General features: G+C 60.8%; 15 protein-coding genes. 11 read left to right on the top strand and 4 right to left on the bottom strand.

All coding sequences use genetic code 11. The features are described from left to right. The first annotated feature begins 52 nt into the window (after positions 1–52). Together AC1DXO_RS08060 and AC1DXO_RS08055 are read left to right on the top strand one after the other, a co-directional pair. Complete coding sequence (locus AC1DXO_RS08060) at positions 53–868, top strand: IclR family transcriptional regulator (RefSeq protein WP_476977605.1); 816 nt, start codon at positions 53–55, stop codon at positions 866–868. Continuing rightward, on the top strand, positions 865–1440 hold the full coding sequence (locus AC1DXO_RS08055) for a hypothetical protein (RefSeq protein WP_476977604.1): 576 nt from the start codon (positions 865–867) through the stop codon (positions 1438–1440). Before AC1DXO_RS08060 ends, AC1DXO_RS08055 begins: the two co-directional genes overlap by 4 nt. Here the strand turns inward: AC1DXO_RS08055 and AC1DXO_RS08050 are convergent. From AC1DXO_RS08050 to AC1DXO_RS08040, 3 genes are all read right to left on the bottom strand, one after another. After that, positions 1437–2336 (bottom strand): hypothetical protein, encoded by a 900-nt coding sequence (locus AC1DXO_RS08050; protein WP_476977603.1) that lies wholly within the window; start codon positions 2334–2336, stop codon positions 1437–1439. The genes AC1DXO_RS08055 and AC1DXO_RS08050 overlap by 4 nt on opposite strands. A 153-nt stretch (positions 2337–2489) precedes the next feature. Further along, entirely contained in the window at positions 2490–3323 is an 834-nt protein-coding gene (locus AC1DXO_RS08045; RefSeq protein ID WP_476977602.1) for a hypothetical protein, read from the bottom strand. Positions 3324–3397: 74 nt separating this feature from the next. Beyond that, a complete protein-coding gene (locus AC1DXO_RS08040; protein WP_476977601.1) occupies positions 3398–6085 on the bottom strand; it encodes a beta-mannosidase in 2688 nt (895 codons plus the stop codon). Positions 6086–6277: 192 nt separating this feature from the next. Between AC1DXO_RS08040 and AC1DXO_RS08035 the strand changes: the two genes are divergently transcribed. From AC1DXO_RS08035 to rsgA, 9 genes are all read left to right on the top strand, one after another. Continuing rightward, positions 6278–8947, top strand: coding sequence for a glycoside hydrolase family 3 protein (locus AC1DXO_RS08035; RefSeq protein WP_476977600.1), 2670 nt, complete (start codon positions 6278–6280; stop codon positions 8945–8947). A gap of 142 nt (positions 8948–9089) precedes the next feature. Continuing rightward, positions 9090–9653, top strand: coding sequence for a hypothetical protein (locus tag AC1DXO_RS08030; RefSeq protein ID WP_476977599.1), 564 nt, complete (start codon positions 9090–9092; stop codon positions 9651–9653). A gap of 237 nt (positions 9654–9890) precedes the next feature. Continuing rightward, the gene (locus AC1DXO_RS08025) at positions 9891–11513 is read left to right on the top strand and encodes an alpha-L-fucosidase (protein ID WP_476977598.1); all 1623 of its coding nucleotides are present in this window, start codon (positions 9891–9893) and stop codon (positions 11511–11513) included. Between the two features lie 182 nt (positions 11514–11695). Next, the gene (locus AC1DXO_RS08020) at positions 11696–13726 is read left to right on the top strand and encodes a sialate O-acetylesterase (protein WP_476977597.1); all 2031 of its coding nucleotides are present in this window, start codon (positions 11696–11698) and stop codon (positions 13724–13726) included. 796 nt (positions 13727–14522) lie between these two features. Then, entirely contained in the window at positions 14523–16064 is a 1542-nt protein-coding gene (locus tag AC1DXO_RS08015) for an AAA family ATPase (RefSeq protein ID WP_476977596.1), read from the top strand. A gap of 336 nt (positions 16065–16400) precedes the next feature. After that, positions 16401–16778 carry a helix-turn-helix domain-containing protein gene (locus AC1DXO_RS08010; RefSeq protein WP_476977595.1) on the top strand — a complete coding sequence of 126 codons (378 nt, stop codon included), beginning with the start codon at positions 16401–16403 and terminating at the stop codon, positions 16776–16778. Beyond that, positions 16778–18034, top strand: a complete 1257-nt coding sequence (locus AC1DXO_RS08005; protein ID WP_476977594.1) for a type II toxin-antitoxin system HipA family toxin — start codon at positions 16778–16780, stop codon at positions 18032–18034. The genes AC1DXO_RS08010 and AC1DXO_RS08005 overlap by 1 nt, the downstream gene beginning before the upstream one ends. A 158-nt stretch (positions 18035–18192) precedes the next feature. Then, positions 18193–18447 (top strand): GlsB/YeaQ/YmgE family stress response membrane protein, encoded by a 255-nt coding sequence (locus AC1DXO_RS08000; RefSeq protein WP_476977593.1) that lies wholly within the window; start codon positions 18193–18195, stop codon positions 18445–18447. Positions 18448–18515: 68 nt separating this feature from the next. Then, a complete protein-coding gene (gene rsgA / locus AC1DXO_RS07995; protein WP_476977592.1) occupies positions 18516–19541 on the top strand; it encodes a ribosome small subunit-dependent GTPase A in 1026 nt (341 codons plus the stop codon). A gap of 47 nt (positions 19542–19588) precedes the next feature. Here the strand turns inward: rsgA and AC1DXO_RS07990 are convergent, their stop codons facing one another. Then, entirely contained in the window at positions 19589–20047 is a 459-nt protein-coding gene (locus AC1DXO_RS07990; RefSeq protein WP_476977591.1) for a hypothetical protein, read from the bottom strand. Between the last annotated feature and the right edge of the window lie 80 nt (positions 20048–20127).

The following is a 20127-nucleotide window of genomic DNA, read 5'->3' as shown; positions in this document are numbered from 1 at the left end:
GAAATGATTTCCAAAATGGGGGTAAATAAGGGCCAAATCAAAGGCCAGCAGCATGGAAAAAGCACGTCGTCCTAGAGGCCGGCCAAAAGAAGACAAGGCAGAGGTCAAGACCAACCAGTCGCTTGAAAAGGCGCTTGGCCTGCTGAAAGCCGTGTCGGCGCATGATGGCATGACCCTGACCGACCTGTCGCAGGCGGCAAACCTGCCGCCGTCGACCGTGCATCGCCTGCTCGGGACTTTGGCGGCGCACGACCTGGTGGCGTTTGACGAGATCACCCAGACCTGGACCATCGGCATCGAATCCTTGCGCATCGGTATGGCCTTCCAGCGCCGCAACAAGCTGCTGGTCGCCGGGCGCCCGGCCATGACCGCGCTGATGGAAGCGACGGGCGAAACGGTCAATATGGCCATGCTCGACAGGTTCCAGGTGGTGTTCGTCGCCCAGGTCGAGTGCGAGGCGCCCATACGCGCCTTCTTCCGTATTGGTGAGCGCCGGGCGGCCTATGCGTCCGGCATCGGAAAGGCTTTGCTGGCCCATCTCCCGGAGCAAAAGCTGGAGAAGTTTTTGCGCAGCGAAACCCTGGTCCGTCTCACCGAAAAGACGCTGTGCGAACCCGCCATGCTGCGCAGCGATCTGGAACGCGTGCGGCGACGCGGCTGGTCTTTGGACGACGAAGAGGCGACACCCGGCATGCGCTGTGTCGCCGCGCCGATCTTCAATGAATTCGGCGAGGCACGTGCCGGGATATCATTGTCGGGGCCAGCGTCACGCATTACGCTTGAACGGGTAGAGGCATTGGCGGCACAGGTGAAATCCGCTGCCGACGCCATCTCGGCGTTGATCGGTGGCGGGTTGCTGACGGGATGATTAAACCGGGAGGCTACACGACACTTGCCCGGACAGCGCGCGATATGCACGGCCGCATCGAGCGCTATCGCGGCCGTGATCTGCCTGCGGGCATGGTGTATCTGCTGCGACGGGCCGCGGGCGAATCCGACCACAACAATCGCTTCGTGATTTTGGGCTTGGTCCTTGCCGAAGCGAGTCTGCACTCCCGGTTCGATCTCCAGGTCAAATATGCCCGGTATATGTTGTCGCAGTATCCGGGAATCGTATCGCGGCTGGCTCTGGCCGAAAGCCTGTGCGATGACGGCAATTTTCGGCAGGGCGTGGCCCAGGCCCGGCGGGCCTTTTTGCAAGCCGTGGCTGACCGCATGATGACCAACAACGCCAGTCTCACCTACCTGCAACTGTGCATAGATAGCCGTCATGTCGAGCGGCTGAATCGGGCGCTGAGGCTGATTGGCCGCACCTATATCCGCGGTAAACCCGACTGCGTCTGGTCTTGGGACTGGCTCGATGCGGCTTGGGAGTTGGGCGCCAGCGCGCCCGCCATCGACCGGGTGGTCGAGTTGCACGGGGGCTATGCGGAAGACTAGCCGTGTCCGCGACCGACCGGGGCGCCTTTGACCTTTGCAGCCGTGAAATGCGGCAGCGGACGAAGTGAAAAGATCGGTTGAAGCTCAAGGTCATCGACGTCGTTGTAACCTAATGCCCGTCCCCAGCGCGTCGCCTGCATCTGCCAAGCGCCGCTATCGTCCTTCCAGACCCTGGCGTCGAAGGCAAGTCCTTGTACTAGAAGGCGTTCCCGTGGATGGTCCACGGTGAGATCCTGCAAGCAGGTTACGGTCAGATGCGTTGCATCCTGCCAAGACAGAGCCCGGCAACTGGGCCGAAAACGGGCTACGACCCTACGTAACGGCCAGTCATAAACAGTAAAACGGTTGTGGCCATCCGTCGCATCCCAGCTATTGCTGCCCGTAGCCAACTGGTGGCCGTCTGCTGATGCCTGGACGCTGGCGACGTCCCAACGGCCGCCATCCGGAAGGGCGAGAAAACGTCGGTCGAATTCGCCGAAATGGCAGACGATTTCCGGTAGCTTTTCCAAGGCTTGGGAGGATGGATCGTAAACTGAGATCATGTGATGGGCATGATAGGCATCACAGGCTTCGATCGTACCGTCGGGTTCAACCGGACTTAGCCGGCTCACCAATTGACCGCGGTAGAAGATCGCCAGGCTATCACCTTCGCGGGCGACCACGCCCGGATTTTGACGCAATAGATCGGCCTCGACCAATCGTTGCTCGCATTCCCATCGCGAGCCCTTGAAGGCGTTGCCGGTAACCGGAATTGCCGCGCATTCTGGCGCATCGTGCTGTCGGAAGGCTTGATAAGCGCGCGGCGGCGTGCCGTAGGCGATCCAGGCGCAGTAGCCTGTGTAGGCTATGGCCGCCAATAGCGTAATCAACAGCAGTGTAGTGATGATTTTGCGCATACCTGTGCCCCCTTATGCAGGAAAATAGCACAGACTAGGCATAGTGTCAGGGCCAGCGTCACGCATCACGCCTGAACGGGTCGAGGCGTTAGCGGCATAGGTGAAATCCGCCGCCGACGCCATCTCGGCGCTGATCGGTAGCGGTTTGCTCGCTTAGACGGCACTGTCGAAATGTGGCAGCGGGCGCAATGAGAAAACCGGCGTATTCATGATATACCCATTCTCGATCTTGATAACCCGGTTAGCATCTAACCATTGGGTCGCCTGAAGCTGCCACCTGCCGCGCTCATCCCGCCAGACCCGGGCGTTAAACGCGTATTTGCCGCGACGTTTTCCCCGGCACGAACTGGCCGTCAGGTGGTCAGCATCCTTCCACGCCAACGCATCGCAGTATACCGGGAAGTAAGCCACAACATTCCGCCTGGGCCAGTCGTATATGGTAAGGCCTAAAGGCACAGCCGGACCATCGGGCATGCCGCCTATCCGACGTCCATCGGAAGAGGCTGCCGGGCGGCTGAGCCACCATGGCGTGCCATCGGGAAGGACCAGGACATGTCGACTCACTTCCCCGACATGACATACGACATCCGCCACGTTTTCGGTTTTGGCCGTCTCGCGATCGTAAAGCGCCAGAACTGAACGAATGTCATAGCCGTTGCAGGGGCTTGGTTTGTCACCCCACTGCAGCATCTGAAGCCGGGTTACCGGCAGACCGCGATAGAAGATGGTCAAATTCCGACCTTCACGTATAGCGAGGCCGGGATGGGCCTTAAGTCGGGCGTCCTCGCGTCGCAGCTGCTCACATTCCATGCTTGTGCCGTGGTGGACGGTCCAGCTTTCCGGTGGCAACGATCGGCATTCCGGCCTTATGGTTATCTTTGAAACCGCGATGGACGGCGAGCCGAAAGCAGCCAGCGCACAACCGCCCGCATATGCAGCCCCAATTACCGCCAAGCCGGCCAACACGCTGATAATGGTCTTGCGCATTCCGCCCCTCCCCACTTCACTGAGCCTAACATATTCGCAGGCCCGCAAAAAGCCGGGAGGTTTGTCAGAAAGGCTTAAACCGTCTGAACATCCGCCATATGCATCAGTTTCAGGTTCTTCTCGAACGCCGCCACGGTCATCGATCCGGCGGGTCTGAAATGCACTACGGCCGTCTCGCCCGGCAGGATGTCGAAATAGTTGTCGCTGAACCTGCCGTCGCCCGCTTCCAGGCTGAGATAAAGGTTCTTGACCAGCGCGTTCGACGTCACGGCCACGACGATATCGCCGCCGACCTGTTTGACGCTCTTGACAATAGCGGGTTTGGGCAGGGCCAGGTCCTTGACCGGCTTGAAATAGACCGTGTTCTCCGACAGCACCTTCCCGCCATCGAGCAAACGCACAGACAGTACGGAAGTTTCGGCCGCAGCACCCGCCAATAAGGCGTCGGCCGTCTGGGTCTGGACCAGGCTCGCCGTATTGGCCTTCAACACGATCGGTTGCGAAGATTGCGACAGAACTTTCCCCGAAAAATCGAGCAGGCGCAGCGACAGAGTTGCCTGCTTATCTTTCAGCAGGTCGCTGACGACATAGAGACTGACCTTGCCATTATCGAGTTGCGGCGAGACCAGCACCGTATCATAGGCCTTGACGGCGAAATATTGCTGCGCCTTCCAGCGGCCGTAATAGTCGATGCTGCTCCATGAGGCGACGGGCCAGCAGTCGTTGATCTGCCAGAACATCGAGCCCATGCAATAGGGCATGCGCGAGCGATGGGCTTCCATGGCGATCTTGATGCCCTCGGCCTGCAGGACCTGGCCGACATAGAGGAATTGGCGGAAGTCGGCCGGGACCTTATAGTCGCGCTCCATATAGGTCTTGATGATGGTGTTGCCGTCATTGGCGCGCTGGTGCGACAGCATGACCTTGGAAAAGATGTCGTAGTCCTCCGGCGCCGCATAGGTCTGGACGGTCCGGAATTCCGGGAAGGACTGGAAGCCGTATTCGCTGACGAAGCGGCTGACGTGGGTACGGTATTCGCTGAACGGCTTGCGGCCGCCCCACACCTCCCAATAGTGGGTGTCGCCCGTCTGGATGGCAGCACTGACGTCGGCGTGCTTCAGCCCGTCCTTGCCGTCCCAGGCCGCCAGAGGTGACGACGGCCAGTAGAAGCGCCCGCTGTCATACTGCTTGACGACGGACGGCAGGATGTTGTGGAAGATGGCCTTGTAGGCGTCCCAGATCTTCGCCTTTTGCGCGTCGTCATATTGCGGTTTCCAGCCCCAGCCGCCATTGGGCACATCATTGGCCCAGGCTGAATCTATCTCGTTATTGCCGATCCACAGGGCAATCGACGGGTGGTTGCGCAGGCGCTTGACGTTGTCGATCGTCTCCTGGCGGACGCTGTCGAGAAAAGCCTTGTCGCCCGGATACATCGAACAGGCAAACATGAAGTCGTGCCAGACCAGGATGCCGTTCCTGTCGCACTGGTCGTAGAAATAGTTGTCCTCATAGACCCCACCGCCCCAGACGCGCAGCATGGTCATATGGGTGTCGACCGCCGAACGAATGACCTTGTCATAGATGTCGTGGGTCACACGCGTCAGGAAGTTGTCATTGGGGATGTAGTTGGCGCCCTTCATGAAGACGGGCACGCCGTTCAGCTCGACATAGAAGCTGCTGCCGCCGGCATCCGGTGTCTGGACGATCTTGACTGTGCGCAGGCCAACCCTGACCTGGTGGGTGTCGAGGACCGCGGCCGGCGTGCTGAGCCGGCTGTTCAGCGTATAGAGGAAGGCCTCTCCCAGGCCGTTGGTCCACCACAGCTTCGGATTGACGACCGTGATCGGCAGTTCGATGCGGTTGACACCGGCCCTCAGGGCGATCGGCGACGTGACGTGGATCCTGGCGTCCGTCGGGCTGGAAATATCGAGCATGGCCGAGCCGTCATGGTCGGCGATGATTTCGAACACCGCGGTCAGGCTGGCCCGGTCCGGCGACAGGCTTTCCTGGACGATCTGGACATTGTCGATGCGCGCCGTGTTCCAGGCGCGCAGATGGATCGGTCGCCACACACCCGAAGTGACAAAGCGCGGGCCCCAGTCCCAGCCGTAGTGATAGCCGGCCTTGCGCGTAAAGACGCTGTACTTGTCCTTGCCGACCTCGCCGTTTTCGCTCTGGTCGTTGGCCGCCGGCAGGTTGAAGCCGTACGCATCCAGCTTCTTCTTGCCCTCCATGATGGGCGAGCGGAAATAGATGCGCAGCGCATTGGCACCGGTCTTGATATGCGGCTTGATGTCGGCCGTCCATTCGCGGAACATGTTGTCGGCGGTCAAGACCTTCGTGTCGTTGACATAGACATCGGCATAGGTGTCGAGACCTTCGAACCACAGCTCGACATGGTTGCGGGCGAAGGTCGCGGCGTCGACCGTGAAGGTCGTCGCATATTCCCAATCCTTCTTGTCGATCCACTGCTGGTCGTGTTCGTTGGTGCGGTAGAAGGGGTCTTCGATCTTCTTGTTGGCCAGCAGGTCGGTATGGACCGTGCCCGGCACCGTCGCCGGCAGCCACTCTGTGGTATCGGCCTGACGGAAGGTCCAGCCGGTGGCGATCTGGCGATCGATCAGCGACGATGTGCGTTGAACGGCCTTGCGTTTGCGGCCCTTGGCTTCGGCGGTATCAGATAGGGTCGCGGAGGTGGCCAGGACCAGTCCGGCGCCGGTTGCCTTCAGCAGGTCGCGTTTTTTGTGATCGAAAGCTGCCATGGGGATGTCCTCTGCGCCGTTTTTTGGGCCGTGGCAGGAATCGTTTCCGCCATGGGCCAGGTTTGTGATCTTGCCCCCCATACTACGAAACTTACGCCCGGCACCATGTCTTGACGGCCACACAGTTTGGCTGATACCGCTACCAGCAACAGCGCCGGCAAGATGCGCGTCCCACCTGCCGAGGAAATGCCCATGAACCGCTCTCCCCTATTTTCGGGACGCCTGATGGCGTCCGTCGCCACTTTTGCGCTTCTTGGTGCCCTGCTGTCCTTTGCAGCACCGACCATGGCCGCAACACCGCCTGCCTGTGCCGATGCACCCTGCCCTTTTCTCGACGCGACCCTGACACCCGAGGCGCGGGCAAAGGACCTGATCGGCCGCATGACGCTGGACGAAAAGGCGCACCAACTGGGCCATACGGCGCCAGCCATTCCGCGCCTGGGCGTACCGGAATATAACTGGTGGAACGAAGGCCTGCACGGCGTGGCGCGTGCCGGCATCGCCACAGTCTTCCCGCAGGCGATCGGCATGTCGGCGTCGTGGGACCCGAACCTGCTGCACCAGGTCGGCGATACGGTCTCGACCGAATTCCGCGCCAAATATGCCGAGCGCGTTCACCCCGACGGCGGCACCGACTTCTATCGCGGCCTGACCGTGTGGTCGCCCAATATCAACATTTTCCGCGATCCACGCTGGGGTCGTGGCCAGGAAACCTACGGCGAAGACCCCTACCTGACCGGCCGCATGGGCATCGCCTACATAACCGGCCTGCAGGGTGATGACCCGGCCCATCCCAGGACCATCGCCACAGCCAAGCACTTCGCCGTCCACAGCGGCCCGGAAGACGGCCGCCATCGCCAGGATATGAAGCCGTCGCCGCACGACCTGGAAGACACCTATCTTCCGGCCTTTCGCGCCGCGGTAACCGAAGGCAAGGTCGATTCCGTCATGTGCGCCTATAACGCGCTCAACGATGTACCGGCCTGCGCCAGCACCGCGTTGATGCAGGCCCATCTGCGCGACGCCTGGGGCTTCAAGGGCTATGTCGTGTCGGACTGCGGGGCCGCCGCCAATATCTACCGCGAAGACAGCCTGCACTACACCAGGACGGCGCCCGAAGGCGTCGCCCTGGGCTTCAAGGCGGGCATGGACCTGATCTGCGGCGACTATCGCAACAACATGACGACCGAGCCCGACACGATCGTCGCCGCCGTCAATCAGGGCCTGCTTCCTTCGTCCGTGGTCGATACGGCCTTGCTGCGCCTGTTCACGGCGCGCTACCGGCTGGGCCTGCTCGACCCTCTGGCCGCCTCGCCCTATGCCGGGATCACCGCCGCCGACAACAACACGCCGGAGCATCGCGCCACCTCGTTGCAGATGGCGCAGGAATCGATGGTGCTGCTGAAGAACGACGGCGGCGTGCTGCCGCTGGCTGCGCCCAAGACGATCGCCGTCATCGGCCCCAATGCCGACAGCTACGACACCCTGGTCGGCAACTATTACGGCCGCCCGACCGAGCCGGTCACCGTGCTGGACGGTATCCGCGCCCGGTTCCCCGACGCGAAGATTGTCTATGCCGAGGGGACGGGCCTGATCGGACCGGCCCAGCCGCCGGTGCCCGACGCCGCCCTGTGCCTGGACGTCAAATGCGCACAGCCCGGGCTGAAGGCCGAATTCTTTGCCGGCCACGATCCTGCGGGGCAACCAGTGGAGAGCAAGACCGCCGCCAATGCCGCCACGGCGTGGAGCGGCATCGACAAGGACGAATCGTCACGCTGGACGGGCTTTATCAAGGCGCCGGACAGCGGTGAGTATAGTTTCAGGTTTGCCAGCGAAGGTGGCTATCGCATCTGGGTCGGGGATAAGCTGGTCATCGACGAGTGGGGCGTCGGCGATGCGCCGTCGATCGCCTCGGGCAAGATCGCGCTGCAGGCCGGCACTGTCTATCCGCTGAAGGTCGAGGCCTTCCAGAACGGCGCCACCGGCGATCAGCGCCTGGTGTGGAGCACGCCCAGTGAGAACGGCGACGACGCGGTGGCTGCGGCCAAAAGCGCCGATGTCGTGGTCTTTGTCGGCGGCCTGTCGGCACGGATCGAGGGCGAGGAGATGAAGGTCGAGGCGGCCGGTTTCGCCGGCGGCGACCGAACCAGCCTGGACCTGCCGGCGCCGCAGCAGGCCCTGCTTGAGCGGGTGTCGGCCACGGGCAAGCCGGTCGTCCTGGTGCTGATGAACGGCAGCGCCCTGAGCATCAACTGGGCCAAGGACCATGTGCCCTCCATCGTCGAGGCCTGGTATCCCGGCGGCTTTGGCGGCAAGGCCGTGGCGGGCTTGCTGGCGGGTGATTTCAGCCCGGCCGGGCGCCTGCCTGTCACCTTCTATCAGTCGGCCAGCCAACTGCCGGCCTTCAACGACTACGGCATGAAGGGCCGGACCTATCGTTATTTCGACGGCCCGGTGCTGTTTCCGTTCGGCCATGGTCTCAGCTACACGACGTTCAGCTATGGCGACGCAGCCCTGTCGGCGGCGAGTATCAAGGCCGGCGATACGGTCACGGCGTCGGTTAGGGTGTCCAATACCGGCGCGCGCGACAGCGACGAGGTCGTCCAGCTTTATGTCGCCAAGCCGGGCGACAGCGCCCACCCGACCCTGGCCGGGTTCAGCCGCGTCTACCTCAAGGCCGGCGAGACCCAAATCGTCACCCTGCCCCTCGATCCGCGCCGCCTGTCCCAGGTCGACGCGGCCGGCGCGCGCAAGGTCGTGGCGGGCAGCTACACGATCAGCCTGGGCGGCGGCCAATCGGCCTATGCCAAGACAGTGTCGGCGGTGCTGACGGTGAGTGGTGAGGCTGAGGTGGCGAAGTAGGACATCCGACTGCCCTTTTGGGGTATTTGGGCGACGTGAAAATTTTCGAGATCATTGATGAAGTGTTTGCCAGTTGCATCCTAAGGTGGGGCTTGATTCTGACGTGAATCCGCGCAGCCCTGGATCCTCAGCGAGAACATTGATGCGATATCGCAAGCTTCTGGCTGTTGCACCTTTGCTTCTGGCTTTATGGGCCAGTTCGTCTACGGCTTGCATCATCTCGATGCCCTATCGACCTGAAGATGTCCGAACGGCCGATTTTGCAGTGATTGGGCGAATTACGAACTATCGGATCGTGCAAAACCCCGAGTTCAGTTTCATCGACAGACTTGGTGCGAGATTGAGCAAAGGCACCAAGACCTTTCCCGGCGATTATGCGCGCTTCGATATTCTGGTCGACCAGGTCCTGGTTGGCAAGGGACCGCGAAAACTGTCAGCGATCTGGTTTCCAGAGAATTATGGAATACCGGATTCCATGTCAGTTGGCGCCTACGTGATAGCGTTGCGCAAGCCCGCTTCGCAGTATCCACCATCTCGCGACCCAAACATGGCCAATCCACTCGTCTCCGAGCCTGGAACCCTTACGGTGATGCAGGGCGTGTGCTCTCCTGCCTTCCTCTTCGAAGCAAATAGCTTCCAGGCCAAAGCGGTGGAACGTTTCTTATCCAACCCAACGCCACCATCTGCCCCCTCCAGGGCAGACTAATTCATGCGTTTCGTGGCTTTATGAGGCGGCTGATTCAGCCTCGTCGAGCCGCCAGTTTGGCCGAGTGCATTTTATGAATCGCTCAGGGTGCCATCGCGAAATCGATAATGAGTCTGCCTCCTTTTACGACCCGGCTCTGAGAAAAATCCGGCCGCGGGTTATTTGGTCGTAAAGTCTGATAATCAGGCGCATAAACGGGTAAAATAATCTTCCGCTAATAAAAGCAGGGAAACAGCCATGACAGACATAGACCGCCGTATGCTGCTCGTCGGCGGCGCCGCAGCGCTTGCTGTCCCTGCACAGGCATCGGCGGACCCGTTTTTCCAGGGCACCCCGCCATCCGGCCCCTTTCAGCCCTATTGGGAGTCGCTCAAGTCTTACAGGTCGCCCGATTGGTTCCGTGACGCCAAGTTGGGTATCTGGGCCCACTGGAGCCCGCAATGCGTGCCGGAACAGGGCGATTGGTACGCCCGCAACATGTATATCCAGGGCATGGCGCAGAATGGGTTTCATACGCGCACCTATGGCCATCCCTCTGTCTTTGGTTACAAGGATGTCTGCAATCTGTGGAAAGCTGAACGCTGGGACCCCGAGTCCCTGGTCAAGCTTTATAAGGCCGCCGGCGCCGAATATCTGGTCTCGCTGGCGACGCACCACGATAATTTCGATTGCTGGGATTCAGCGCACCAGCCGTGGAACAGCGTCAATATCGGGCCAAAGCGCGATATCGTCGGTGGCTGGGCGAAGGCGGCGCGCTCTAACGGTTTGCGCTTCGGCGTCAGCTACCACGGCACTCCGCACCGTACCTGGGACGAGTTCCTGCCGGTGCGTTACAAGAGCGATACGACCGGACCGCTCGCGGGGGTCCCCTATGACGGCATGCAAACCAGCGCCGACGGGCAAGGGAAATGGTGGCAGGGCCTGGACCCGCAGTTGCTCAACGGCAAACCGCACCTCAAGAACACACCATGCCCCGATTTTGTCCAGCAATTCATGCTGCGCGTTCAGGACGTCATAGACAAGTATGACCCGGACATGCTGACCTTCGACGATGGTGTGAAGTTCGATTACGACGCCGGCGGCCCGTTCGCTCCGGACCTCGGCGTCTGGCTCGGCATACCGGATCTGGCGCCGCAGATCATGGCCTATTTCTATAACCGCAACATGGAGCGCCGCGGCGGACGGCTGGAAGGCATTGTCAACCTCAAGAATGTGCCCGAACCGATCTGGGGAACCCTGACCCGCAGTTTCGAGATGCTGTTTGCGGATAAGATCGAGGAAAGTCCCTGGCAGACCGAGGCCTGTATCGGCGACTGGCATTACAAGCGCGCGCTGCTGACCGAGCACCGCTATCGTAAACCAGCCCTGATGATTCCGCTGTTTGTCGATATCGTCAGCAAGAATGGCAATCTGTTGCTGGGTATTCCGCTGCCTGGCCACGGGGAACCCGACAGCGACGAAATCGCGTTCCTGCAAGCCTTCGCCAATTGGCAACAGGTCAATAGCGAAGCGATAAAAGGCTCGAGGCCGTGGAAACTGTTTGGCGAGGGGCCGTCGACGGAAACGAAGGTCGAGGCCTATCAGCTTGAGAAATTACGTTTCGATCACCGCGATATCCGCTTTACCACCAAGGGCGATGTTCTATACGCCATCGCGCTCGGTTGGCCCAGCGACGGGAAGCTCGTGGTGCGATCTTTGGCAGCGGGTTCGCCACTCTATCCGCAACAGATCGGCAAGGTGGAGATGCTGGGCTCCCATGCAAAGCTGAAGTGGACGCGAACCGCGAATGGCCTGGAAATTACCGTGCCGCACAAGGCGCCCTGCGAACATGCCGTCTCATTCCGCATTCAGGCGGCTTGATCATGTCGTGAGGACAGTTTGTTTGTTGGGGTGACGGACTATAAGGCAATAGAGACACCGCCCCCGTTTCTCCTACAACCAAAATTTACCCGCACGCCGTCGAAACTATGATAGCGGTAACAAAAAATAACGTCCCAGCCGTACGCACGCTGGCACGCTTGGTAAAGAACAGGGACCAACCTATGACTTTTCGTAACCTGCGCGGGCTTTTTCAGAATTTTGGCCGAGCGATGACCATTCTGGTGCTCGCCTCCGCGGCCCTCGCCTTGCCAAATGTCGAGGCGCAGGCGCAAAACACGGCCGATGCCGCCGTGGGCGCCCCAGTTGCCCTGCCGTTCGTTAGCCCTATCTTCGGCGACAACATGGTCATGCAGCGGGACAAGGCCAATGTGATCTGGGGTTGGTCACAACCGGGTGACCTTGTCCGAGTCGAAATCGGTGGACACGCGGTCCAGACAAAAGCGGACAAGGACGGGCGATGGCAGGTGAAGCTGCAGCCGCCGACGTCCGCCGGCCCCTGGGTGATGCGCATTTCCGGCCATTCACAAACAATCGAAATCAAGAACATCCTGGTTGGCGATATTTGGATCGGCGGCGGGCAATCCAATATGGGCCTGCCACTCAAGTTCGCCAAGGACGGGGACGCCGAGGTCAGAACGGCAAACGAACCGGAGATTCGCTACTTCACGGTATCCGGCCATGCCGCCTATCATCATACGGACATCATCCAGGGTTCGTGGAAAGTCGTCTCGCCCGAGACGGCCGATTCGATATCCGCGGTCGGATATTATTTTGCTCGCAAGCTGCATGGCGAACTGCATACGCCAATTGGTCTGGTCATCGATGCGGTGGGTGGCACCCCGGCCGAAAGCTGGACCAGCGCGCCGTCGCTCACGCCGCTCAAGGATTTCGATGCGGAGCTGGCGGAGTTGAAGCGCGTGACCGACAGCGGCGCACCCGAATACGGCAATTTCGTCATGCACTGGTACGATCAGTACGATATCGGCCTCAAAGGGAACTGGAAAGAACCTGATCTTAACGACGCGGGCTGGAAACCGGTGACCATTCCGGGTGGCTTCGCCGAGCTGGGCGTGCCAGATGCCCCCGCACTTGTCTGGTTCCGCAGGGAGATCACCCTGCCCGATCCGGTACCCGCCGGACCTTCGGTGATCGCCCTGGGATCGATCGAACGCATGGACACGGTTTATATCAACGGCGCAGACGTGGGGAGCAGTGCGTGGGTCGAAAACCCTCGCCGCTATTTCATTCCTCCAGCGGTTCTGAAGCCTGGCCGCAATGTGATCGCTGTCCGGGTGCTGAAAACCAAGCCGACAGGCGGATTTCTCAGCAAGCCGGACGACCTGTATCTGAAGCTGGGCGACGGGTCTCAGATCGCGCTGGCCGGCGCGTGGAAAGGCCAACTTAGCATCGACGCCCGCCCGCCGCAGCCCCTGCCTTTAGCTTACGAGAACTGGCCCGTCATGCCGGGGGTACTTTATGAAGGCATGTTGGCGCCGATCGCGCCGCTTACGGTGCGCGGCGTCATCTGGTACCAGGGCGAACAGAACTCCGGGCGCGGCTATCAATACCGCAAGATTTTGCCGATCATGATCAAGGATTGGCGCAACCTGTTCCAGCAGTCGGACCTGCCGTTTTACGTGGCGGGCCTGCCGGCTTTCCAGGCGCGGCAGGCCGATCCTACGGATGACGGCTGGGCGGACCTGCGCGAATCCCAGGCCCTGACCGTGGCGTCAACGCGCGATACCTGCCTTGCCGTGACGATCGACACGGGCGAAGCGGACAATATCCATCCGAAGGACAAGCAGCCGGTCGGCGATCGCCTGGCGGCCTGCGCCCTGGCAGGCACCTATGGACGGCCGGTTGTGGCTTCCGGTCCGACCCTGGCTTCGGTTGACCGGCTTCCGGGCGCCCTGCGCCTGCATTTCACCCATGCGGATGGCGGTCTTGTGGCGAAAGGCGATACGCTGGGCGAGTTTTCGGTCGCTGGCGAGGACGGCCAATGGGCGTGGGCAACGGCGAAGATTGACGGCGATACGGTCGTTGTATCATCACTCAAGGTGGCGCAGCCGGTGGTCGTGCGCTACGCCTGGCAGTCCAATCCGATGGCGACCCTGTATAATGGCGCCGGTTTTCCTGCCCAGCCGTTCCGCACGGACAGCTATCCTTTGGTCACCCAAAAGGCGGGCGAGTGAGGCGCGGCGACGATGCGTAGCTGCGAAAGCTGGCAAGATTGCCGTAATTGCCCTGTGACACCCGATGAAACAGGGTGCCTTCACCAAGATGGATCGAAGGCCCAAACCTTCGCTCTATCGTGTGACGCATGACCATATCTGTGCTGTTCGCTCGCTGGCAGGCTCGGGGTATCCGGCGTCACAGCGTCACGACTTGTCAGATGTGACGGCCGGTGACGCCCTGCCCTTGCCGACATCCCGAAGCGTCACAACTGTCACACGCCCCCTATAGGGGTGTGACAGTTGTGACGCTGTGACGGGACCACCCAAAAATATTTCTGTCTTAAGGGCGTTAAACCGGACAGGTTGCGTGTTATCTCTGCCTGACCGTCCAACGATGGACAGGTTTGGGTTATCGAATGCGATAATCCTGCGTAGCCCTGAGCGCCCGGCGCCCATCCGCAAGAAGTAACCTGCAAAATCCTCCTCTTCCCGTTTACGGGGAGAGGCGGGGCGCCCCGTGGCGTGGCGCGAAGCGCCGGGTGAGGGGCATTCCACCGTCAAAACAGCCTGTGCGACCGTGCAGACCGGAGCTCCCGCTGTCGACGATGAGATGAAGAGCTTCCCGCCATACAGGAAATCAACCGGCCACTGACAGAACCGCTGCGTCAGCAGTGGAACGCCCCTCAGGCTCGCCGCCGGGCACCGGCTCGCAGGCTCGCCACGCCACGGGGCGCCCCGCCTCTCCCCGTAAACGGGAAGAGGAGGATTTAAGCCCTTTCCGCCGCCAACATCCGTCCAATCCTGAGGTGAAGCCATGAACGCCATGACGTTAAACCTGGCCAGTGTCGAGGTCGAGCAGGCCCTGTGCGGGGCCTGCCTCAACATCCCGGCCGCCGTCAACAACGCCCACGGCGTCACGGCAGACCACTTCGCTTCCCCCGTCCTTGGCCGGATGTGGCACCTCATCCAGGACCTGGCGCTAAATGGCGGCGATATCGCGCCTTCGGTCGTCGTATCGCGCCTGAAGGCCGATCCGGAATTCGCCTCCCTGGGCGGCAAGAGCTACCTCGCCGACCTGATCGACCATGCCCCACCGGCGAATACCGTGCCCATCCTGGCGGCGGAATTGATCGAGACGTGGAAGGCCAGGCAAGGCGCCCTGCTCGGTGACCAGATGGTGCGCGAACTGGCCAAGGGCGGACCGGTCGACCATGTCCTGGCCTATTACGGCGCCGAGCTCGACAAAATCCAATCGCTCGATATCAAAACCTCACGCTACAATCCCGAGCCCTTCGCGGCGGTCGCACCCGTAGCCTCGCCCTGGCTGATCAAGGGCGTCCTGCCGTCGAAAGGCGTCGGCTTTATCGTCGGCCAGACCAAGGCCGGCAAGAGCTTCCTGGCGCTGGATACCTGTCTGCGCCTGGCGGCGGGCGCACCGAAGATCTTCGGCGCAAAGGCCCGCCGCGCCGGTGTCGTCTATATCGCCGGCGAGGACGACAATGGCTGCCGCGCCCGCGTCCTGGCCTGGCGCTGGAAGCACCACCGCGCAACACCCATGCCGTTCGAGCTGATCGGCCAGGGGCTGAACCTGCTCGACCCTTCCGCCGTGCACGACCTGAAAAAGACCCTGCACGCGGCGTCCGATCGCTTCGGCGCCATCGGCAGTCACTTGGGCGTTGTGGTGATCGACACCCTGTCGCGCTGCGCACCGGGGGCCGATGAGAACAGCTCCGCTGATATGTCGCGCGCCTTCCACGCCCTGGAAGACATAACCCGATCGACCGGCGCATTGGTCCTGGTCGTCGCCCACTTCGGCAAGGCCGGCGCCGACAAGGGTATCCGCGGCTGGTCCGGCTTGGACGCCAATTCGGACGCCACCCTGACCGTGGAGCGTTCGACCGATGACGACGCCGTACGCGTCGTCACCTTTGCCAAGGTCAAGAACGGCGTCGACGGCGGCCAGATCGCCTTTCGGCTGGAAGAGGTCGGGCTGGGCATGCTTGATGACGACGGCGACGAACTGACCTCGTGCGTCGTGGCCTTTGAACCGGTGTCGGACAGGCCTGAACGGCAGAAGCGGTCACGGGCTCTGAAGCCTCCCGAAGCGCTGGTTTTGACCGCCGTCAGGTATGTGACCGACAACGAGAAGACGCTCCTCCTGCCCGCCGCCATCGAAGGTCAAAAAACATGGATGAAGGCTGTGACCCGGGAGCAGGTTCGACTGAAATCCCTGGCCATGGGACTAGCGGAAGACACCAAATCCAGCGCCGCCAAGATGCGCTTTTCCCGTGCCCTGGAAGGCCTTTGCGCTGCCCGTAAGCTCAGGATCGAAGGCGATTTGTTATGGCTGATCTAGGGTCACAGGGTCACCTCAGGTCACGTGCGACCGGCCGTGACGTCTCACATCTGCCAACCCGTCTGCGGTCACAACAGTCACACACTCCCTATAGGGGTGTGACTGTTGTGACCAGATGACGCCGGTCATGGTCTGAAAAGACATGGAGTGGATAACGAGTCTGACCCGCCTATTCGCGCCTCCTGACGCCTCCTGATGTAGATGTGGCATTTCAACCAAAGAATGATTTATGCAATTAGTAAGGCGTCCCCGAAATCGATATCGCTGGCGGTACCTCAGATATAAAGGTGCATAAATATAGCTTTATTAAATTTAATGGTGTATTTAAGCGCCATTATGAAAAAAACGAACCTCCCGTCGATACGGGCTCAAAACGAACTCAAAAAGCTGGGCGCTGATATTGCCGCTGCCCGAAAGCGGCGCAGAATCACTCAGGCACGGCTCGCCGAGGGCGCCGGGATCAATGTTTCCACGGTGCGCAGGCTTGAGTCTGGCGATCATGGTATCTCCCTCGGCGTCGTTGCCATGGTTTTGGTCGTGCTCGGTGAGCCCTCGCGTCTCGGCAACCTCCTCGATGGCGCGAAGGATGATGTGGGTCTGATGCTCGACACTCAGAACCTGCCTCAAAGGGTAAGGTCAGCCACGAAGAAAGCCGCAAAGCCGTCTATTCCAACAGCCAGTGCATCACCTGATGAGAACGGGGAGGCCTTCTAATGGTCCAGACAACACTTTCGGTTTTCATGGGCGACCAGGGCCTCGAAGTCGGGCAACTTATATTCGAAGCCCAAGGCAATCGCCAATTCAGCCGATTCCAATATGCCCTTGCCTGGCTCGAAAATTCGCGAAGTTTTGCCCTTGCCCCCTCCATGCCGCTGCGCGAGGCCCCATTCTACTATCGACCGGAAGGAGACCGTGGCTCGCCCCTCCCCCCTCCTCTCGCGGACACGACACCCGATAGCTGGGGCCGCAATATCATCCGCCGCGATGCCCGCGAAACCCGCGACGACACCCGTCCGCTCAACGAGTGCGATTTTCTGACGGCCGTCGATGACTTTTCCCGGATGGGTGCCCTGCGTCTGCGCAGTCCCGACGGCGGAGATTTTCTGGCAAGTTTGCCGGGCGGCCTCCATGACATCCCACCACTATTGCAATTGAACGAACTCGGTCGAACCATCGCCAGCCTCGAACAACAAGAGCCAATGACTGCGAAAGCGCTCCAACGCCTTCGCCAGGTCGGCAGTGCCCTCGGCGGCGCCCGCCCCAAATGCTCGGTCCTCGATGGTGACCAACTCTTTATCGCCAAGTTCACCTCGCGCCTCGACACCCAGAGTGTTGAGCTTGTCGAAGTACTTACCCTGCAGCTGGCTCAACTTTGCGGTCTACGTGCACCGGCTGTTCGGCTCGACCATAGTGACGGCCTTGCCGTTGCCCTCATCCAGAGGTTTGACCGCAGCGCCAATGGACGGATTCCGTATATTTCGGCCCAGACCATGCTCGATTTGAACGATGCCAATGGCGGGACCTATACGGCAATGGCCGAAGCGATCCGGACCCACTCCGACGCGCCGGACCGTGATCTACGGGAGTTGTTCAAACGCATTGGCTTCTCGATCCTGGTGTCGAACACGGACGATCACCTGAAGAACCATGGCTTCCTATATGCCGGCAATAATCAGTGGCGCCTGTCGCCTCTTTTCGACGTCAACCCTTCTCCGGATCGCCATAGAGAACTGAAGACCGCCATCTCGGAGATTTCAGGCACGGCCGCCAGCCTCGCAACGCTATTGGAGCACGCCACCTTCTTCGACGTCCCCGTCGCCGATGCGACCGCAGTGTTCAAGGACATGGCAACGATGATTCGCAAAAATTGGCGCTCGATGGGGCAAACTTTAGGAATGACGCGGCTTGATATCGACGTCTATCGTTCGACGTTTGAACATGAAGACACGGTACTCGCCCTGCACCTTTGATAAGGCGGGATCGGCACATGAAGGGGGGAACGACCGGTAAGGCTGCCCGGCACCTCGCCTGAACATAAGGAACCTGTATTTGGTAAGCCGTCGATGAACCTGTAGGGTGTCCGTCCGACCCGCCGCACAGGCCAGGTCATAAACCCAGGACATACACCATGAGCGTTGAATCCCTTATCATTTGGCTGGTCATCGGTGCGGTTGCCGGCTGGATCGCCGGCTCCATCGTCAAGGGCGGCGGTTTCGGCCTTATCGGCGATATCGTCGTGGGTATTGTCGGCGCCATCATCGGTGGCTGGCTGGCCGGTGTCTTGGGGATACATATTGGCGGCGGCATCATCGCCACCATCATCACGGCAACAGGTGGCGCCGTTGTCCTGCTGTTGCTGGTGCGACTGATCCGACGGGGTTGACCTGGATTAAACTCGACACCAGTGGTGGAAGCGTACTAAACGCAGCATGTCTTCAACAGGTGCAGCGCATGGCTCAGTCCGACCCCACCGCTGCACAGCTTGAAGATCTGGGGTGGGGCCCCTTTTTCGCCGATCAGGTCTCGTCCGGCGAAATGGACCTCGTTCAGGCCCGCATTACCGAGGTCCATCGCACCCGCCTGACGGTTATCTCTTCCCATGGCACCACGGCGCTCTCCCTGACCGACGGCGAGACGACGGCGCAGTATGCCGTCGGCGACTGGGTCCTCGTCGCCCCCGATCCGGCACGGCTTATCCGCCGGCTGGACCGGATGAGCGTGCTGCAGCGTCGCATTGAAGGCCGGGACGAACCGCAACTGGCCGCCGCCAATGTCGACACGTTGTTTATCGTCACCTCGTGTAACGCCGACTTCAACCCGGCCCGGCTGGAACGCTATCTCGCCATGGCCAATGAATCGGGCACCCGACCGGTTATTGTCCTGACGAAAACAGACATGATCGAAGATTCGAGTCCGTTCGAGGACCAGGCCAGGGCGCTCCAGCGCGATCTGGCCGTGGTCGCCGTCAATGCCAAATCCGCCCGGGCCGTGGACCTCTTGTCGCCATGGCTGGGACGCGGTCAGACTGTGGCGCTTGCCGGGTCGTCCGGCGTCGGCAAGTCGACCCTGGTCAATGCGCTGAGCCGGCACGATGAGGCTACACCGCAAGCCACGGGCGGTATCCGGGAGAACGATGCCAAGGGTCGTCACACAACGACCGCCCGCTCACTTCATGCGGCCACAGGCGGCGGATGGATTATCGACAACCCCGGTATGCGCAGCCTGCATGTCAGCGACGTCGCCGGAGGGATCGACACAACCTTTGCCGAGATTGTCGACCTGGCTGCCAGTTGCAAGTTTCGCGATTGCAGCCACGCCCATGAGCCCGGCTGCGCGGTCAGGGCCGCGGTGGCGAGCGGAAACCTGACGGAAGGCCGCTTGGCCCGCTGGCGCAAACTCCATGAGGAGAACAGCAAGAGCACGCCGCGGCAAACCGGACCACGCGGCAACAAGATCGCTGCCAAAACGTTTAAATGACCAGGAGCCCCGCATAATGAGCGGCATCTGGATTTTCGGGGAACGCCCTATTCGATGTAAATCTGGTCGTCCGGGCGCTGAGGCAGGTGGGTTGCGCCCAGTCCGCTCAGAAACGCCGTCTTGTCGACGGCAAGAAGCCAGTTCACCGCTTCGTGGTAATCCATAAAGGCACACATCGTCTCGTTTGGGAACAGAGGGGAAACGGCAGCGACCCGAAAGCTCGCCAACGGGTCCAGGCTAACGACCGCGACATGGGCGTGGTAGACTTGGCCATCCACGACCTTTGCCCAGCGCCTTGCGATCTCGTCGCGCTCTTCCTGACTGAGTCTGCCTTCAAACCGCCGGACGTCGACGACCCGGTTGTAGGTCAGGAGGTCATCCACGCCCGCATAGAACTCGAACATTTTGTCCACGAAATAGCTACCCGGCATGTAGCCAATCGGCCGAATCGTGAGGATCTTTCGTTCCGTGTCGATAAATGTGTTGAACCTGTACTCGCGAGACATCTAGGCACTCCCTGGATGACGCATAACAGAGTTCCATTTAAAAAATTCTAAGCGCCGGTTTCCGGTCGCATTGCACGGCA

It is taken from the genome of Asticcacaulis sp. P2_C5 (genome assembly GCF_056404555.1).
Note: the sequence above shows the minus strand (reverse complement) of the source record. Positions and strands in the feature narration are given on the sequence as shown.

Coding starts and splice junctions, on each gene's coding strand:
- AC1DXO_RS08060 (WP_476977605.1), top strand. CDS start 53: ATGGAAAAAGCACGTCGTCCTAGAGGCCGGCCAAAAGAAGACAAGGCA.
- AC1DXO_RS08055 (WP_476977604.1), top strand. CDS start 865: ATGATTAAACCGGGAGGCTACACGACACTTGCCCGGACAGCGCGCGAT.
- AC1DXO_RS08050 (WP_476977603.1), bottom strand. CDS start 2,336: ATGCGCAAAATCATCACTACACTGCTGTTGATTACGCTATTGGCGGCC.
- AC1DXO_RS08045 (WP_476977602.1), bottom strand. CDS start 3,323: ATGCGCAAGACCATTATCAGCGTGTTGGCCGGCTTGGCGGTAATTGGG.
- AC1DXO_RS08040 (WP_476977601.1), bottom strand. CDS start 6,085: ATGGCAGCTTTCGATCACAAAAAACGCGACCTGCTGAAGGCAACCGGC.
- AC1DXO_RS08035 (WP_476977600.1), top strand. CDS start 6,278: ATGAACCGCTCTCCCCTATTTTCGGGACGCCTGATGGCGTCCGTCGCC.
- AC1DXO_RS08030 (WP_476977599.1), top strand. CDS start 9,090: ATGCGATATCGCAAGCTTCTGGCTGTTGCACCTTTGCTTCTGGCTTTA.
- AC1DXO_RS08025 (WP_476977598.1), top strand. CDS start 9,891: ATGACAGACATAGACCGCCGTATGCTGCTCGTCGGCGGCGCCGCAGCG.
- AC1DXO_RS08020 (WP_476977597.1), top strand. CDS start 11,696: ATGACTTTTCGTAACCTGCGCGGGCTTTTTCAGAATTTTGGCCGAGCG.
- AC1DXO_RS08015 (WP_476977596.1), top strand. CDS start 14,523: ATGAACGCCATGACGTTAAACCTGGCCAGTGTCGAGGTCGAGCAGGCC.
- AC1DXO_RS08010 (WP_476977595.1), top strand. CDS start 16,401: ATGAAAAAAACGAACCTCCCGTCGATACGGGCTCAAAACGAACTCAAA.
- AC1DXO_RS08005 (WP_476977594.1), top strand. CDS start 16,778: ATGGTCCAGACAACACTTTCGGTTTTCATGGGCGACCAGGGCCTCGAA.
- AC1DXO_RS08000 (WP_476977593.1), top strand. CDS start 18,193: ATGAGCGTTGAATCCCTTATCATTTGGCTGGTCATCGGTGCGGTTGCC.
- rsgA (WP_476977592.1), top strand. CDS start 18,516: ATGGCTCAGTCCGACCCCACCGCTGCACAGCTTGAAGATCTGGGGTGG.
- AC1DXO_RS07990 (WP_476977591.1), bottom strand. CDS start 20,047: ATGTCTCGCGAGTACAGGTTCAACACATTTATCGACACGGAACGAAAG.